Here is a 17,179-nt window from a genome sequence, read left to right as displayed (position 1 = left end):
CATTTTGTTACCTATTTGTAAGAAACGCTGACTTCAGGCGCGGTGTTTGTAAATGTTGTCGATTTCGATTGAGAAGTGAAAATACCGACCAGCGGAAATATGAACACTGAGAGGCTAAGTGAGGGTTCGAAACAGAGCGATGAGAGAAGGAGTAAATCCGCTTTTTTAAATCTTGTACCGCAGCCCGTCTTATCCTGGGCTGCTTGAACTTTAATAAACTTCTGGCAAAACCATAGCGGCAAGAAATTTAATTATCTTCGTCCCATTTCGCATTATTGTCACGATGAGGCGGTATCTGGGGTTTATTTTTTAAGTAGTCTTTATGATTTAAACGACACAGTGCTTTGATGCTGTTGATAAAAATACCCACCAAGAAAATGAGGATAAGCCACCAATATTCTTTTAATTCGTGCCAATTTTCTAACCAGTGCATATTTTTACTCTTTTTAACGATTTAACCCCTAAGAATACGTTCCATGATCCGTTGATAAATACGGCTTAATAACTGGAGATCAGCGGCTTTTACACATTCATTCACTTTATGGATAGTTTCATTCACTGGCCCCAGTTCTACCACCTGTGCACCCAGCAAAGCAATAAAACGACCATCAGACGTCCCCCCTGCGGTACTCAGTTCTGGTGTGATTCCGTTATAACAACGCACCGCATTGATCACCGCATCCACTAAGTCACCTTTTTCGGTTAGAAATGGCTGCCCAGACACTACCCAATCAATACTGTAATTCAAGCGATACTGCTCCAGTAAGGTTTCAACACGTTGTTTAATCATGCTCTCCGTTAATTCAGTACTAAAACGAAAGTTAAATTGGACAAATAATTCGCCAGGAATCACATTATTACTGCCAGTACCGGCTTGTATATTCGCAATTTGCATACTGGTAGAGGGAAAAGATACATTGCCTTTATCCCACTGAATGGAGACAAGTTCTTGTAACATGGGGAGCGCCCAATGAATCGGATTTTTGGCTAAGTGGGGATAGGCGACATGTCCTTGCACGCCATGGATAGATAAATTAGCCGTCATTGAACCCCGGCGGCCATTTTTAACCACATCTCCTAAACATTTATTACTAGAAGGCTCGCCAACCAGGCAATAATCCAGCCGTTCCTCACGCGCCTGTAGCACTTCAACCACTTTCACCGTGCCGTTGGTCGCTTTCGCTTCTTCGTCAGAGGTGATAAGAAACACCAATCGGCCGATATAATTGGGGTTAACAGTGATAAAACGCTCGGCAGCAACCACCATCGCAGCCAATGAACCTTTCATATCAGCAGCGCCCCGGCCATAAAGCATACCGTTACGGATGGTGGGTTCGAAAGGGGGAAAGTCCCAACGATTTTCATCACCGGGGGGGACTACGTCAGTATGCCCGGCAAAGGCTAATGTCTTCCCTTCACCTCGCCAGGCGCAAAAATTCTTGGTATCAGCAAAATTCATCGGTTCGATAGTAAAACCGATAGCTTTCAGACGCTGAGTCAGTATCTCCTGACAACCTTCATCGGCTGGACTCACTGAAGGCCGTTTAATTAACTGTTTGGCAAGTTTAATTACCGGACAAGTCATACTATAGTGCCTTGTGAAAAAATTGTTGATAATCCACAGGATCAAAGCCAAGTAGCATTTTATACCCTTCACCTTTGAAGCCGCCGCGTTGTTGGCTGCGGGTGTTCGCCGAATCACGTAGTTGTCTACGCTCATCGGTCTCACCCCCTGGCCGCTTAGCGGCAACTTCAAGGACTGTGGGTATACCTGAGCACTCCTTCAGCAGTGGCCGCTTAATTATCGACGGTTGTTCTAACATTAAGGCTTTAGCGCTAGTAACGTTGGTCACTGTGATACGTTCTTGCTCATTCAATTTTCGCCAAGTGGTACTGCGCGTATTAAGCAGTGATTGCCACCCCAGTGTGTCGATAAAATCTTGTAGACAGTCAGCGGTCAATCCATCAACACGATAATCATGGAAACGATAAACTATACTGTGTGCAGCTAACCAATCACGTGCTTTTTTGACGCTAGTACAATTGCTAATACCATAGAGGCTAAATTGCGTTTTTGTCATAAGAATACCTTAATAAAAAATAGGGGAATAAATAGTGCATAATGCGTGAAAATAAAGGATGAATCTAGCGGGCGATACTGTGATTTTTTTCGTGCGACGACAGAACATGAGGTAAACTGGCTGCTTGCGTAATGGAGTAGATTATATAATTTAAGGAAAATCATGTTAGCGATTATCAAAATTGGAGTGTTGGTTAGTAGTATGACAATTTTTGCCGCCAGTGCCGCGGAATGGGATAAGGTTTTTTCATTGATCAATCAGCGATTATCTTATATGCAGGAGGTAGCGGTTAATAAAGCTAAAGCGCATTTAGCGATTGAGGATCTTGAGCAAGAAAAAAAAGTATTACAAAAAGCAATGGTGACGGCGAAAAATAAGGGATTAGATCCTGATTCTGTTAAACCCCTTTTCAGTGCCTTGATGGAAACGGCTAAAATAATCCAATATCGTTATCAGAGAAATCACTTGAATACGGCACAAAAAGCAGGTGATTCGCCTGTTAAAACATTGGCTAAAATTCGTTTAGAGATTGCTGAGTCAAGTGATTTATTAATCGAAGCGTTATACCAAATATTGCATTCAGGGGTTGGATTTGATGAAACTTCACGTGAAAAATTGATAAAAATTATCGATCAACCAGAACTAAGTAATATCGATAAGGAACTTATTTTTACGGCTTTAAGAGCGGTAAAATTAAAACAATAGACCCAATGAATTTCGAGTTACGGCAAGGCGGCAAGGGCGACCGACCGATGAGCGTAGACATACTACCTGATGAGGCGAGCACCCGCAGACAACAAAGCCGTAACTTGAAAGGCGAAGGGTATAGACCTCTTTCCAAACCGTAGTTCGTTATGCGAAGAGGTCTAATAATGATTTTGGAGTATCACAGACCCAATGCACAATTCCCATCGGCGCCTTTTATTGCAAGCTATAACAGCCAGTTGGATGCTGAGTGTCAGCAAAATTGGGTTTGCTACGTCAGTACACATTGTTGCTATTCGGGTCTGGCCCGCTTCAACCTATACGCGGATCACATTAGAATCCAACCTTCCGCTTAAATACCGTCAATTTACTTTATCTAAGCCCGATCGCATCGTAGTTGATATCGAAGATGTCCATTTAAATGAAGTGCTAAGGGAAATGACTCGCCAAGTTCAAGCAACTGACCCTCATCTCAAGCAGGTGCGGATAGGACAATTCAACAAAAAAACCGTACGGATAGTGCTCGAACTTAAGCAACTGAGTCATCCACAACTTTTTACTTTAAAACCCATCGCTAAATTTCATCATCGTTTGGTGGTAGACCTCTATCCGACAGTCGGTGATACTGCGACAAAAGATGATCCGCTACTCGCTTTGCTCGAGGATTATAATAAAGGCCATTTAGAACGCACACTCCCTACAAAGGCGCCATCAGCAGGTAAAGCTGGCCGTGATCGGCCTATTGTCATAGTGCTAGATCCTGGGCATGGGGGAGAAGATCCTGGCGCCATCGGAAAAAATAAAACCTGTGAAAAAAATGTGGTGTTGCAAATAGCTCGCCGCTTACGGACTCTTATCGAACGTGAATCGAATATGCGAGTTCATATGACACGCGATGAAGATGTTTTTAATTCCGTTAAAAGTTCGAGTGGCCAAAGCGCGTAAGCTAAGGGCTGATCTTTTCGTTTCTATCCATGCAGATGCTGTCACCAACCGCGAGGCTAAAGGATCATCGGTATTTGCACTTTCCGCCAAAGGCGCCACCAGTACTGCTGCTTATCTTTTAGCACAAACTCAGAATGAAGCTGATCAGATAGGGGGGATTAGTAAGAGCGGTGATCGCTATTTGGATCACACTATAATTGATTTGCTACAAACGGCGACTATTAATGATAGTTTAAAATTTGGAAAGGAAGTGCTCAGCCGAATCAGTAAGATTAACAAATTACACAAAAATCGGGTCGAGCAAGGCGGCTTTGCGGTATTGAAAGCACCTGATATCCCGTCAATTTTGGTTGAAACCGCATTTATTAGTAATCTTGAAGAAGAAAAAAAGTTACGCACTCGCCATTTTCAACAACAGATAGCTAAGGCAGTGTTTGCTGGTATCAAGGCTTATTTTTCTTAGGGCTTGTTTGAATGAAATCTTCTTTGAGCGCTTTTTTGATTGAAGAAATGAGAGGGGTCGGACATCGTTGGTTGCGGGAGCCGGATTTGAACCGACGACCTTCGGGTTATGAGCCCGACGAGCTACCAGACTGCTCCATCCCGCGTCTGATTGAGCGCACTATACCTTGGATTATTTTTGTTGCAAGTGCTTTTAGCATTTAAATTGATATAAAATTTTTGATTGTGGTTTTTATCGCCTTTTTGTCTTTTTTTTATGCATATACGGCGCAAAGTTGTTAAAGGTTAAAGAACACTGTAGGAAAAACTTGTCATACAAAATGATATTTCTCAGCGAGTGAGATTAGGTTGCTTATTATCACTTATATAGTAACTGCTCTCTTTTTTACCTTCATTAGGAAGAATATCAATATGCTTACTGCTACTAGCAACACATCTTTTACACCGATCTTTGTTATTGCGAATTCATCAGATGTAACCCCCTTAGCCAGCCCTGCTCCGATGATAGGTCAGAAGACAGACAAAGAAATAGTAGAACTTTTGGTTGCTATGGAAATTATCTCCGTTGAAGATAAACGCCCGCTTTTTGAATATATTAAAGATGATAATATTCAGCAAAAGCTGAAGTCGTTTAAATTTGACAACAGTAGGCTTGCTGAGCTGCAAGAAAAACCATTGAAAACATTATCGGTAAAAGAATGGACTGAAATGAATGATATTATTGATGCTGGGTCTATAAAAGATCAGGCTATGGTCGCATTTTCTCTGTTGAACGTATGGATTCAATTATCCCTTTGGAGGTTGGAGGGATCCGTAAATGAGGAGCGTGAGACGGCAGCGTTACAGACAAAAAGCCGCTTTAACGATGCCTTCCGGCAATCATTGGAAAAAATACCAGAAATCGCCCAAAAATCATTAATGATTAAAGAGAAATCATTAGAAATAGAAAATAAATTATCAGAAATATCAGGATTTGACGACTATATGTTGGCAATGAAATCTTCTTTACCCTCTTCCTTACCTCCGTTACTTTCGGAAAACATAAGAAATACATTATCAGAAATACCAGGATATCCCGCCTTTGTGTTGGAAAGGGACTCTTTTTTAACCTCGTTATATCCTATAACCAAATTTAGCCTAGATTTATCTAAATTTTGCTTGAGTTCGTTACCGGAAGGCTCTTTCCTATGGCTATCGAAATCCTCTTTATTGGCGCTAACTGAATTGAATATATCTCACAACAATCTGTCGGATCTTGTCTTACCAAAAGAGGTAGAAATAGTGAACGCCAGTGGCAATCGTGAGCTGAAAATTTTAGATCCTAAGGTGCTTCCTGCCGGAATAAAAGAGCTCGATGTCAGTGACACTGGACTGACAGAGCTGCCAAATTTATCTGAATTTAAAAATTTAATTAAGCTTAATGTAAGCGGTTGCCCTATTCAGACAATAGAATTAACCCACCTGCCTGAAAAGGTGACAATCATTTGAGATGGCAATACGACGTTGCTTGTCAAAGGTGAAAAATTTACCGGAGAAAAATGGAACGGTATTACCATTCAGCGGGAAGTCAGTACTAAGCCTATCGGCCAGCAATACATCTATAAAACAGCTTGATGTTTTTTCTTTTCTAATTCCTTTGCTCACTGTGATTTGTTATCGTGCTCGCTCTAAAAAACAGAGACCCCTATGTAATGACTAAATGTTCTAATACAAAAAACCACCACGGAATTGATCAACAACGATTTGGCGGAATTGCGCGTTTGTATGGCCATCAAGCGCAAATATTATTTTCACGCGCCCATATCTGTGTCATTGGCATGGGTGGGGTAGGATCATGGGCTGTTGAGGCGTTGGCGCGCACGGGTATTGGTGCTATCACCCTGATAGATATGGATGATGTTTGTGTGACCAATACTAATCGACAAAACCATGCTGTCCGTGAAAATATTGGGCAAGCCAAGATAGCGGTGATGGAACAGCGGATTTTAGCCATTAATCCTCATTGCCAGGTGAAATGTATTGATGACTTTATCACACCCGAAAATGTGGTTGAGATGTTGGATCAAAATTTTAGTTATGTGATTGATACTATAGATAGTGTTCGTCCTAAAGCAGCTTTGTTGGCTTATTGTCGGCGTTATGCGATCCCCGTTATTACAGTAGGAGGCGCAGGAGGACAAATTGATCCTACTCGTATAGCCGTTCTTGATCTGGCTAAAACGGTTCAAGATCCTTTAGCTGCTAGCGTGCGAGAAAGATTGAGACGTGATTTTGGTGTAGTGAAAAATAGTAAAGGAAAATTACGTATTGATTGTGTGTCTTCTAGTGAACCACTGACGTACCCCCAGATCGAGGGTAACCTGTCTAGATCAAGCTGCACTACTGAAGGATCAAAACGGATGGATTGCGCCTCTGGCTTTGGCGCGGTTACGATGGTAACTGCAACATTTGGTTTTATTGCTGTGGCGCATGCTTTAAAAAAAATGATAGCGAAAGCCACTGCGAGCCAGGTTATTAGATAATAGGCAATAGACCTCTTTCCAAACCGTAGTTCGTTATGCTAAGTCAAGGCGCCCGGCGCACAGCAACCTTCGTTAACATGTAGTACATGAGGATTTGTTGATGAGCTGATACCTGCATCCAGTATTACACTGCCTACCTCTGTGGGTATGAGAACGCCAGTTTTAACATCTGTCGCTATGACCAAACTTGAAAATTATATGACCCATGATGCCGATTTTTCATTCGACATAAAATCCTTTGGCCAGCCATCAGGCACTGCGCTCAATGCCAGTCAACTTGAAGAAAAATTTAATACCGATTTCAATACTTATCAAAATAACTATCGAGCCGCATTATGTTCACGTCTGGCAATGGCTATCGCGGATCTGCCTAGCCCACATCGTGATAATTTGTTAAAGGCTTCGCATTTTTTACAAGTCGCTTTTAAAGATGATGATGACAATGTTCAGCCTGCTTACCAAGGTGTCGTGGTGGTAGGGGAGGGAAACAGTGTTCAACCTTTTACCTTTGCCTATGACATTTTCCCTTTGACTGGGGTTATCAGGATGTTGCCGGTTATTGCTCACAGCAATAACAGTCTAAATAAATCGCGGGCGCACTCTACTATGCTCAGTATGGGTCGGCAGATCCCAACCCCTCATTTATCGGTGGGAGATAAACTGGGGCTCCGTTATCCCTTAAATGTCAATACATACGGCGTGGAAGTTAAAAAAACAGATAAGCATTGGCAGATCCCGCTATTATCGGCGCGTTTTGCCTTCAGTGATTTAGGCTCTGGAGATGAAACGAGCAAAATACAGCGCTTCTCTGAACAAGTGGTCGATAAGGTTTTTGCCGAACCGGTCAAGCAATTGAAGCAAGTGTGCCGACAACCTACGCCCTATGAAAAAAAAGTTGCGGCTGATGCAGCCACACATGATCTTTTGTGTCGTATCTTGATTCCTTTTTATAGCACTATTCAGGATATCAAAGAGGGCACACTGACTGTGGGAGGGGTGGTATTCGGGGCTATTGAACTGCTGAGTTTTATTATTCCGTTCGGATTGGCGGCGCACGCTGGTGCCAGCGCCTTTATGGCGGCCGGTAAAATCGGTGTCAAATTTTCCGCTTTAGGGGTTTCTAACTTTGCCCTGCAATCAGCAAAAACCGCCGTGGCGGCTAAACAAGCAAGCAAAGTTTTAGCCAGTGGATTGGCTGATGCGGTGAATCCCTTTAATTTTGTTGGCTCTCTATTCCAGGGAGGTAAAAAAGTGGCTTCTGTCGTTCAGGGAAATTATCAAGCGTTGCGGCAACAACTCAACACATTGCCCTCACTGGCCAGATTAAAACAGCTATCAAATGCGTCGAAAGCAACAACCGATCTGGTTTTAGCACAGCGTTCCTTGGCACATTATGAACTCAAAGGATTGACGGTTAATTCGTTACGTTCTCAAGGCAATAATCTGTACAGCGATACGCTAGGGAAAAATTATCTTGAAATAGACAATAAACTGTATTTGTCGAGCCCGGATACGGGTGATGGGAGATATATTTATTCGCCGCTAAACTACCGTGATAAATTGCCCATCGAATGGATCGATGCCAAATGGCAACCAACGGGGCGCTATGGCAGGTTATTGGGAGGAGGCCCCTTTATTGGCCAGCGCTATCGGACAGCCAATACTGAATTGGCGAAAATAGTTAGCCAGGCAGGGCAAAAAGCAGAAGATTTCACGCCATTACAAACCGAAGCCTTTGTTAACGGTTTAACCAACCTTGTTAAAAGCTCAAATGCGGATAGTTACGACAATATTAAACAGTATGCAGAAGCGGGTTCGCGTCTGATCAATAGCCAACTGCGAGCCCAGCAAACCAGCACAGAGCTCGTCAATTTTCTTAATGAATTCAAATTATTAAATGATTATACCGGTGTTGCCTATCGTAGTGCTTATGTGACCTCCAATGGCGCAATGAGGATCAGAGAGGGGATAGGTAAAGTTTTTATTGATCGCGGGGTGCAATCGGCCTCTAGCCAATATATTAATGTTAATAGTTGGCATCAGTCTCCCTGGGTAAGAAATCAAGTAGGGCAAAGTGCGACTCAACCGGCGGTATTTATTTTTGATAGCTCGATTGCTAAAAAAAATATGGCCACTTCTTTTTTGGCTGATCATGTTGCTATCGCCCCCGATACCTCGCTACAGGTGTTATCCACCAGGATGGTGGCAGATACACTTTATGTGTATTTTTCCGCGCCGCCACATAGGATTGATCAGCGTTATCATTTGTTTGACGGTAAGTTAATGGGAGGATAAAAAAGTAAGGTGAGCATCAAAAGAATGCTGGCCAATCATGTGGCGCGATTATAGAAATGGCGCCATAATTGCGCCACTCATACCCTTAAATCGCGCCAAAGGTAACTATGTCATCAATCGCTGATCTTTTGCAAAATATCCCGTTATCTACCGGACTCACTCTGGCTGAAATACTGACCCGCCATCCTGAGATTAAACGCCGAACAGCCCAACGCTGGCTTGCAAAAATGGCCGAAACCGGACAAATTATTGCTGTTGGTAAAGGACGTGCACGGCGCTATTTTTCGATAAAATCAACAGATGCGGCTAACACTGATGATATTTTTCCTCAGCATATTGCGCTTTCCGCAGATAGTATAGATATTCTTGCCTATGTTGATTGTCCCATCGCAATACGCACGCCAGTAGGCTATAAGCACGATTTTCTAGAAAGCTACCAACCCAATAAAACACGCTATCTATCTGAGCCATTGTGTCGTCAATTAAAAAAAATGGGGGATACCGGACAAGCTAAACTCCCTGCTGGAACTTATGGTCGTGAGATCCTGAACCGCTTATTGATTGATTTATCATGGGCATCCAGTTATCTGGAAGGAAATACTTATTCCCGTCTGGATACCCGACAATTAATCGAACAGGGCATGGTTTCTCAAGGTAAAGCGGCCATTGAAACGCAGATGATCCTGAATCACAAAGCAGCCATAGAGTTGTTAGTCGATAATGCAGCGACTATCAGCTTTAACCGTTATACGTTGCTCAATTTGCATAGTGCGTTGTCGGAAAACTTACTGCCGAACCCTGCTGATGAAGGCCGGTTACGTCAACATTCTGTTGATATTGGCAAGAGTGTTTACCGCCCCCTTTCTGTACCCGCACAGATCAGCGAGATACTTGACAAGGTGCTGAATAAGGCAAATCAGATCAGCGATCCGTTTGAACAATCATTCTTTGTTATGGTTCATCTGCCTTATCTCCAACCTTTCGCAGATGTGAATAAACGCACCTCGCGTCTGATGGGCAACCTGCCAATGATCCGCGCTAATTTATGCCCTCTGACCTTCATTGATGTACCTGAACAGGCATACAGTCGTGCGGTTATTGGTGTCTATGAGATGACTCGCATCGAGTTGTTACGTGATCTGTATATCTGGGCCTATGAACGCTCCACTCAGGAGTATTTAGCCATCAAACAGAATCTGTCCGAACCAGAGCCCTTACGGTTAATGTATAGAAATATTATTAATCAAACTGTGAGAGAAATAGTTATCCAGCTAGGACAAGAGCCTCTTAAGATCATCCATCGTGCATTGAAAAATCAGGTGCCTAAAATTGATCGTGAAAATGTTGAATATCTGATGATAGCTGAGCTTCGCAGATTACATGAAGGTGTATTGGTACGTTACGGCTTAAGTCGTTCTGAATTTGCACAGTGGCAAGCGCAACAGGGCGAGTTTTAATTTGTTATAGCCGAATCAAATTAAACTGCTTTGGCCATATTGTGGTTTTCTACCTATCCAAAAACCCGTATTAAATAGAACACACTCGTCACCGCTCACTTCCGTTAATACAGCACAGTTAACAAAGAGCGGAAGTCAAGGGGTTACCGATTAATATATTCACACATCAGGCCATAATAATATCGGTATTTTGATCCCCGCATTGGCACGATCAGTTATTTTTTGTTTGTCCAGGGTTTGAATGTAGTCATTGACCCAGTGTGAGGGCAGGGCGGGATCCAACTCATTAATTAATCAATTTTAGATTATAAAAAACACAATTTGTGTATATTAATTAAACATATGAGAAAATTTCGCCTGCGAAATGCTTAAATATTGATCTTATTGATGACAAAAAATACAAAGTGGAATCCCGCCCTGGTCATTGACCCCCAGTGTCAGTCTAGTTGTCGCCTCTAATTTTCGTTAATGGGAACTAATAAAGAGGCGATATAATCATGGAAAAACCGACGTATTCGGAAGAGTTTAAAGAGCAGGCGCTGTGTCAGCCACCAGGGTGGCAGGCTGATGCAAGGCTATGGCTACACCCGTGGGATACAGGATCTGATTAACTATAACCGGGCTGCTCAATCGCACTGATTTGACCCAGGAAGAAAAGCGGGATTTACGCTTTGAACGCCACTTCGCTATCGCCTCGCTGACATCTAACTTTTTGATTGATGGTAGCCAATACGGCTTGGCTAAACTGGCTGGCCATCTGGCGCACACAGGATCTGCGCCGGTTATCGAGGTTGCGCAATGTGGCCTTAGACCCTTTACGCCTTTTCTTGCTAGCAGGCTGGGCGCGAGTCGGGCAACCGTGGGACTGGAGATATTAGGCTCTCGCCTCGGGCAGATTAGCTTCAATGCGGGGAGCAAATTCGCCAGAATGGGCGGGCCTGCGTTAGGTGTATTGGTTAGGTGTATTGGCGAGCGGTTTTGACATTTACAATGCTTATCGATCATTTTCCCAATTGGCGCAGACCACTGATCCCGCAATTCGGCAAGATCTGATGGTGAATGGCTCACTTTCGGTGCTGGGAGCGGCGGTTGGCATCGGGGTGATTTCCACCTGGAGCAGCATGTTAAAAGAGAGCTGGATCTTAGCGCGTTAGACCTTCTACAAAATGCGACACCTTATTATTTGGTGCTTAATGGCGGTTTTACGTATAAAGATAGCGTAAGTTTTATCCCAACTCAGCTTTATGGTATCAATGATTTCGTTGATGCCAATGCGCCGCTTTCCCCGGCCAGCACCGTCAGAAAAGCGGTTTTAGCCCATCCTCCACAGGAGGCGCTCGCTGACAGTGAAGAGATGGTGGCTCTGTTTGATCTCGGTGACGGTGACGATATCGCTATCGGTCATCGCAACAAAAGAAATAGTTTTAATATTAATATCGGCGCGGGGAGAAAAAATTATACCGGCGGCCGATTATCGGATATTTTCTATCTGGACTGCACGGCGATGCCTGCTAATCCGAGTCGACTGGATGGCGGCAGTGCATTAGCCAGCGATTCAAATGCCCCCTTTTCCCCGACAAAAGAGCACGACACGCTGGTTGCCCGTGGCAAACCGCTGGCCGCTTACGGTTATCTCATCGATCTTAAATGGGGTGAGATCCGCTATCGAGGCATAACAGGTCTGGTCGCTGAGGTTTTTAATATTGAGCATGTTATCGGACATCGTGAAACCCATGATGTGCTGATAGGAAATGAGGATAACAATCAGCTTGATGGTCAAGGAGGGGAAGACAAGCTGTTTGGCCTGGGAGGAGATGATGTATTGACATTGGCGGCAGGGGAGGCCAATGGCGGCACTGGCATAGATACTTACTGTATTTTGCAAAATTCACAAGAAAAAGACGTCGAAATCTCATTAAGTGACAGTGAATTGGCAGGAGAAGTGAGTAATATCATGCTCAGTCATCATGTCGATCAGATAGAATCTATTCGTATCATTTCAGGGGGCGATGGAGATGAGAGATACCCGGTAAAGGTCGCGATCAGGCTGCGCAATAACAATGGCACACACACCACGCTGTTATTAAAGGAGCTTACCAGCGTAATAATAAAAACAGCAAATATCTCACCTTAGCTAACCGCGCTACCTGCTGTCAACCCGTGACGGGGTATTATTGCTCTCGGGATGGCCAGACAGTATCGCGCAAGATGATGAGGGCAATGGGTCGTTTTCGCCGATTTTTAACGCGCAATACAGCATTGCACATGATCACCGAGCCAGCAGCCTGAATTTCTTTAAGGCTCCGCAACCGGCAGATAGCCCTATTCGCTTGGCGCAGAATAATGGCCAGGGAAAAATTACGGTCGCGGGTGCCACACTATCGCTGCCGACCTTTATGCAACTGGTGGCGGAAGATACGCCTTTTAATGATTATTTGGTGGGCGACAATGCCAATAATCAGTTACATAGCCGCAGGGGAAATGACCAGTTGCAGGGAAAAGGCGGTACTGATAGCTACATTATCCATCTTGACGAAAACCAAGGTGACACGCCCAGAATGATCTGGATCGATAATGAGGATCCTCACCCCAATCCCCAGTCAGATTGGTTGATTTTGCCGGTAGCGATTGAGCAAATCAATAAAATCAGCCAGGTAGGTAACGATATTGTGTTAAGTCACGCCAGCCCGGCCTTGGGTCAATTTAAAGTTGGTCTGCGCAACTTTATGCTCGATGCACGTTATCGTCATATTACTGTGGTGGATAAACGTGGAGCTTCCTACAGTCTGGATGTGGATGAACAGAGCCAAACTTATCTCGGTCAAAAACAGAGTGAAATTCAGGCGACGGAGGGCGATGACAGCATTCTGTTATCGGGCGCCATCATCCTGGCAGGGGGGAGTTTTCATGCACTGGCCGGTAACGACACGATTTTCGATAGCAGCGAATTAGATCGCAGGTTATATGGCGATGCGGGCAACGATATATTAATAGCCAGTCGATCAGGCAGAAAAACCCTCGAAGGAGGGGAAGGCGATGATCAACTGTTTAGTGATGTCGGAAACGATATTCTGCTAGGCGGTACCGGCAATGATCAGCTGATGGGCGGTGAAGGGGATGATACCTATCGTTATGGCCAGGGGGATGGTGATGATCTGATTAATGATGCAGGCGGCCATGATACTTTGCTCTTTGATGAAGGGATAACCCACAATGATTTGCGGTTTAAAAGAGCAGGAAACGACTTGCAAATTACATTCCTTGCCAAGGATACCGACAGGATAACCGTTAAGCACTACTTCAAATCATCTGCTTTTCAAATTGAGAAAATAAAGATGGGCAGAGATGAAATGCGCGGTGATGATATCGCGCGATTAGTGCAGATGATCCCTTCATTCCCTTCGTCTGAACGGGAAGCTACGTCATCTGTGAATCCGAGTCTATTCACCCGTGACCCAAATTTAGCAGCAAATCTGCTGTCATCACATTAATGGATCTAATGCGGCATTATCACCTTGTTATATTAGACCTCTTCGGAAACCTACTGCGTGATACGGATCCTGCGGTGCGCGCAATCCTCATGTACTTTATGTTAACGAAGGTTGCTGTGCGCCGGGCGCCTTGACTTCGCATCACTCGCTACGGTTTCCAAAGAGGTCTATTATTATTCAATGAGTAGCACAAATAAAAGTATCGCTACACTAAACATGACAGAAAGAGGTGAACGGCATGAAAAAAAGAAAAACTATTTTGAAGGCGTTACCCATTTTGCTGCTGCCAACGTTTGTCTCGGCTGTTCAAGCGGCGCCACGATCTTGTGATCTTCCTTGGGATGGATTAATGCCCATAGAAATAAGCTGTAAACAGGAAGCCACTACAAATACTGCTAAACAGTCCGCACTAGACACGCCTCAAGGAGTAAGTATCGCATTTGTTCGCGCGATAGCTTTACTTTTATGAGATGAGACCCCAGTGCCAAACAATGCGCGTCATTAGAGTTGGAGTATAGCCGAATCAGTTTAATTTGATTCAGCCCCTCTGCCTTACGGCAGGGGGGGAAAGTTAAAAAAATTTCGCATAATCTCTTGAAATTCACATTTAATCATATGAATTCTCTCTTTCATTTCTCACACATCAGTCTAAAATTATAAAGTCATCTCAAAGCTTAATTTGCTAACTTCGCCATGAATGGAGAATTTATGAAGCTTTTAAAAATTCTAGCTGTATTGTGTGTTACAACTATTTTAACCTTTACTATTGCTTCTTGTGCACCGACCTATAAATCAGAAGGAACGGGCGGTTATATCGACGATACGGTGATCACAACTAAAGTGAAATCAGCCCTATTCGGCACAAAAAATTTTAAATCTACTGAGATTAAAGTGGAAACTTTTAAAGGACGTGTGCAATTGAGTGGATTTGTTACCTCAAAACAAGCGATAAACCAAGCAATAGAAGTTACTCGCCGTGTGCCCGGAGTAAGATCGGTTTCCAATAAAATGCAAATTAAATAAACTGTAGAGGAGTTCGAACAGGCTATCAGGTATAGTGCCGTTCTTAGTAACTCACAGAGATGACTTTAATAGAATGTTACTGCGTTTATATCAGCTGCTTTTTTATCTTATCCAACCATTAATCTGGTTACGCTTGCTGTGGCGTAGCCGAAAATCCAGCGCTTACCGTCAGCGCTGGGGTGAGCGTTATGGTTTTTGCGCGGGTAAGGTGGCTGCCAATGGCATTTTGCTACATTCCGTTTCAGTAGGCGAAACATTAGCCGCTATTCCACTTATCAAAGCCTTACTGCATCGTTACCCCGATTTACCGATCACCGTCACCACCATGACCCCCACCGGGTCAGAGCGAGTAAAATCCGCTTTCAGTGACAACGTTCATCACGTTTATTTACCCTATGATCTCCCCTGTGCCGTAAATCGTTTTCTTAATCAGCTCAATCCTCGTTTAGTGATCATCATGGAAACCGAATTATGGCCAACGCTGATTAATGCGTTGTATCGTCGATCGATTCCCTTAATCATTGCCAATGCGCGCCTCTCTGCCCGTTCTGCGGCAGGTTATAAGAAAATAAATCATTTTATGCGTACTACGTTACCGCGTATCAGCTTAATTGCAGCGCAAAATCAAGAAGATGCTGAACGGTTTATCTCTTTAGGAGCAGCGCGCTCTCAGGTGAGCGTGATGGGTAACCTAAAATTTGATATTGCTGTTACGCCTGAATTAGCCGCACGTACTGTTACTTTACGCCGTCAGTGGGCTCCGCGTCGTCTCATATGGATAGCGGCCAGTACACATGCTGGCGAAGAAGTGTTGTTATTAGCAGCGCATCGCAAATTATTGCAAAATTATCCAACGTTACTACTTATTTTAGTGCCTCGGCATCCAGAACGTTTCTCTGATGTAATAAAAATGGTGCAGAAAGCCGGTTTCAGTTATAGGCTACGCAGTGAAAACAACAGGCCTTCTGACACAACGCAGGTGGTTATCGGCGATACCATGGGTGAACTGATGTTGTTATATGGCGTTGCTGATATTGCTTTTGTTGGCGGCAGTCTGATAAAACTCGGGGGGCATAATCCGTTAGAAGCCGCTGCACATGCCATCCCGATTCTTATGGGACCCCATACTTTTAATTTTAAAGACATTTGTGCCAAATTAACTAAAGCCAAAGGACTGATTAATGTCACTGATGCAGATGTATTATCTTTGGTGCAACAGGCCAATTTTTTGCTCAGAGATGAAAAACGACGTTTTGAGCATGGCTATCATGCATTCGACGTTTTGCGTGAAAACCAAGGAGCGTTACAACGTTTATTGCGATTGCTTGCCCCTTATTTATCGTCATAACATCATTAAATGAGCACAAAAAAAAGTTTATCCGTCATTATTTTGACTAAAAACGAGGCGCCATTGCTTGCTGACTGCCTACTTTCAGTGGCTTGGGCTGATGAGATTATCATAGTAGATTCCGGTAGTGAGGATGAAACACTTAGCATCGCTCAGCGTTATGGCGCAAAAATTTATACGCATACTGATTGGCAAGGTTTCGGCAAACAACGAAACATAGCACAGCAGTATGCTAAGGGTGAGTATCTATTAATGGTTGATGCTGATGAACGTATCTCGCCGCTACTAAAAAATTCTATCGAAGCGGTACTGATGGCACCTGATGATAACGCAGTTTATAGTTGTTCGCGGCGCAACCTATTTTTAGGTCGATTTATGCGTCACAGTGGATGGTATCCTGACCGTGTTGTCCGTTTATACCCTCCTCAATATCAATATAAAGAAGATTATGTACATGAGTCGCTGATGTGTGGCTCAGCAAAAATTATCCCCTTAAAAGGAGATTTACTTCACCTGACTTGTCGTGATTTTAGTGATTTTCAGCAAAAACAACTTAATTACGCCAAAATTTGGGCCATTCAGCGTCATCAGCAAGGCAAAAGTTGTCATTACCTGGCTATTTTCGCTCATACCCTGTGGGCTTTTTGTAAAACAGGTTTATTACGCGCCGGTTTTTTGGATGGTAAACAAGGTTTATTACTGGCCTGTGTTAACGCCCAATACACTTTTACTAAATACACAGCTTTATGGTCATTAAATCAAATAGACCGCTTTCGAAACCGTAACCAATGATGCGAAGTCAAGACACCCCCCCAGTGTCAGTCTAGTTGTCGCCTCTAATTTTCGTTAA

General features: G+C 43.6%; 15 protein-coding genes, 1 tRNA gene and 2 pseudogenes. 14 read left to right on the top strand and 4 right to left on the bottom strand.

The annotated features are described in order from the left end of the window. Window positions 1-247: 247 nt before the first annotated feature. From REG_RS06450 to REG_RS12220, 3 genes and pseudogenes are all read right to left on the bottom strand, one after another. Window positions 248-433: a YpfN family protein gene (locus REG_RS06450; RefSeq protein WP_006704907.1), complete on the bottom strand. Its 186-nt coding sequence runs from the start codon at window positions 431-433 to the stop codon at window positions 248-250. 21 nt (window positions 434-454) lie between these two features. Beyond that, entirely contained in the window at window positions 455-1,585 is a 1,131-nt protein-coding gene (gene dapE, locus REG_RS06445) for a succinyl-diaminopimelate desuccinylase (protein ID WP_039907623.1), read from the bottom strand. A gap of 187 nt (window positions 1,586-1,772) precedes the next feature. After that, a pseudogene (locus tag REG_RS12220) lies at window positions 1,773-2,081 on the bottom strand (ArsC family reductase); the annotation flags it as partial. Window positions 2,082-2,243: 162 nt separating this feature from the next. Here REG_RS12220 and aroQ point away from each other — a divergent pair. The 3 genes and pseudogenes from aroQ to amiC all read left to right on the top strand — a co-directional run bounded on the left by aroQ (window position 2,244) and on the right by amiC (window position 4,194). Next, window positions 2,244-2,786: a gamma subclass chorismate mutase AroQ gene (aroQ, locus tag REG_RS06435; RefSeq protein ID WP_006704904.1), complete on the top strand. Its 543-nt coding sequence runs from the start codon at window positions 2,244-2,246 to the stop codon at window positions 2,784-2,786. Between the two features lie 5 nt (window positions 2,787-2,791). Continuing rightward, window positions 2,792-2,929: a hypothetical protein gene (locus REG_RS13340; RefSeq protein ID WP_176603459.1), complete on the top strand. Its 138-nt coding sequence runs from the start codon at window positions 2,792-2,794 to the stop codon at window positions 2,927-2,929. A gap of 37 nt (window positions 2,930-2,966) precedes the next feature. Further along, window positions 2,967-4,194: pseudogene (gene amiC / locus REG_RS06430) on the top strand (N-acetylmuramoyl-L-alanine amidase AmiC). Between the two features lie 68 nt (window positions 4,195-4,262). Here the strand turns inward: amiC and REG_RS06425 are convergent. Continuing rightward, window positions 4,263-4,339 (bottom strand) — tRNA-Met (locus REG_RS06425). A 265-nt stretch (window positions 4,340-4,604) separates the two neighbouring features. On the opposite strand from REG_RS06425, the gene REG_RS06420 reads away from it, so the two are divergent. From REG_RS06420 to REG_RS06365, 11 genes are all read left to right on the top strand, one after another. Beyond that, window positions 4,605-5,681, top strand: coding sequence for a leucine-rich repeat domain-containing protein (locus REG_RS06420; RefSeq protein ID WP_039907621.1), 1,077 nt, complete (start codon window positions 4,605-4,607; stop codon window positions 5,679-5,681). 203 nt (window positions 5,682-5,884) lie between these two features. Beyond that, window positions 5,885-6,715, top strand: coding sequence for a tRNA cyclic N6-threonylcarbamoyladenosine(37) synthase TcdA (gene tcdA / locus REG_RS06415; RefSeq protein ID WP_050749351.1), 831 nt, complete (start codon window positions 5,885-5,887; stop codon window positions 6,713-6,715). A gap of 177 nt (window positions 6,716-6,892) precedes the next feature. Next, window positions 6,893-9,010, top strand: coding sequence for a hypothetical protein (locus tag REG_RS06410; RefSeq protein ID WP_039907619.1), 2,118 nt, complete (start codon window positions 6,893-6,895; stop codon window positions 9,008-9,010). A 107-nt stretch (window positions 9,011-9,117) separates the two neighbouring features. Next, entirely contained in the window at window positions 9,118-10,467 is a 1,350-nt protein-coding gene (locus REG_RS06405; RefSeq protein ID WP_006704900.1) for a Fic family protein, read from the top strand. Between the two features lie 947 nt (window positions 10,468-11,414). Further along, complete coding sequence (locus REG_RS06395) at window positions 11,415-11,621, top strand: hypothetical protein (RefSeq protein ID WP_141553638.1); 207 nt, start codon at window positions 11,415-11,417, stop codon at window positions 11,619-11,621. Window positions 11,622-11,653: 32 nt separating this feature from the next. Then, the gene (locus REG_RS06390; protein ID WP_141553637.1) at window positions 11,654-12,601 is read left to right on the top strand and encodes a calcium-binding protein; all 948 of its coding nucleotides are present in this window, start codon (window positions 11,654-11,656) and stop codon (window positions 12,599-12,601) included. Window positions 12,602-12,641: 40 nt separating this feature from the next. Continuing rightward, entirely contained in the window at window positions 12,642-13,958 is a 1,317-nt protein-coding gene (locus tag REG_RS06385) for a calcium-binding protein (RefSeq protein WP_039907613.1), read from the top strand. A gap of 238 nt (window positions 13,959-14,196) precedes the next feature. Continuing rightward, the gene (locus REG_RS06380; RefSeq protein WP_039907610.1) at window positions 14,197-14,427 is read left to right on the top strand and encodes a hypothetical protein; all 231 of its coding nucleotides are present in this window, start codon (window positions 14,197-14,199) and stop codon (window positions 14,425-14,427) included. A 239-nt stretch (window positions 14,428-14,666) separates the two neighbouring features. Continuing rightward, window positions 14,667-14,981, top strand: coding sequence for a BON domain-containing protein (locus REG_RS06375; protein ID WP_039907609.1), 315 nt, complete (start codon window positions 14,667-14,669; stop codon window positions 14,979-14,981). 73 nt (window positions 14,982-15,054) lie between these two features. Beyond that, entirely contained in the window at window positions 15,055-16,329 is a 1,275-nt protein-coding gene (gene waaA, locus REG_RS06370; protein WP_039907607.1) for a lipid IV(A) 3-deoxy-D-manno-octulosonic acid transferase, read from the top strand. A gap of 9 nt (window positions 16,330-16,338) precedes the next feature. Continuing rightward, window positions 16,339-17,121, top strand: coding sequence for a glycosyltransferase family 2 protein (locus tag REG_RS06365; protein ID WP_006704895.1), 783 nt, complete (start codon window positions 16,339-16,341; stop codon window positions 17,119-17,121). Window positions 17,122-17,179 lie beyond the last annotated feature (58 nt).

Source organism: Candidatus Regiella insecticola LSR1, assembly GCF_000143625.1.
Classification (GTDB): domain Bacteria; phylum Pseudomonadota; class Gammaproteobacteria; order Enterobacterales; family Enterobacteriaceae; genus Regiella; species Regiella insecticola.
Note: the sequence above shows the minus strand (reverse complement) of the source record. Positions and strands in the feature narration are given on the sequence as shown.

Coding starts and splice junctions, on each gene's coding strand:
- REG_RS06450 (WP_006704907.1), bottom strand. CDS start 433: ATGCACTGGTTAGAAAATTGGCACGAATTAAAAGAATATTGGTGGCTT.
- dapE (WP_039907623.1), bottom strand. CDS start 1,585: ATGACTTGTCCGGTAATTAAACTTGCCAAACAGTTAATTAAACGGCCT.
- aroQ (WP_006704904.1), top strand. CDS start 2,244: ATGTTAGCGATTATCAAAATTGGAGTGTTGGTTAGTAGTATGACAATT.
- REG_RS13340 (WP_176603459.1), top strand. CDS start 2,792: ATGAATTTCGAGTTACGGCAAGGCGGCAAGGGCGACCGACCGATGAGC.
- REG_RS06420 (WP_039907621.1), top strand. CDS start 4,605: ATGCTTACTGCTACTAGCAACACATCTTTTACACCGATCTTTGTTATT.
- tcdA (WP_050749351.1), top strand. CDS start 5,885: ATGACTAAATGTTCTAATACAAAAAACCACCACGGAATTGATCAACAA.
- REG_RS06410 (WP_039907619.1), top strand. CDS start 6,893: ATGACCAAACTTGAAAATTATATGACCCATGATGCCGATTTTTCATTC.
- REG_RS06405 (WP_006704900.1), top strand. CDS start 9,118: ATGTCATCAATCGCTGATCTTTTGCAAAATATCCCGTTATCTACCGGA.
- REG_RS06380 (WP_039907610.1), top strand. CDS start 14,197: ATGAAAAAAAGAAAAACTATTTTGAAGGCGTTACCCATTTTGCTGCTG.
- REG_RS06375 (WP_039907609.1), top strand. CDS start 14,667: ATGAAGCTTTTAAAAATTCTAGCTGTATTGTGTGTTACAACTATTTTA.
- waaA (WP_039907607.1), top strand. CDS start 15,055: ATGTTACTGCGTTTATATCAGCTGCTTTTTTATCTTATCCAACCATTA.
- REG_RS06365 (WP_006704895.1), top strand. CDS start 16,339: ATGAGCACAAAAAAAAGTTTATCCGTCATTATTTTGACTAAAAACGAG.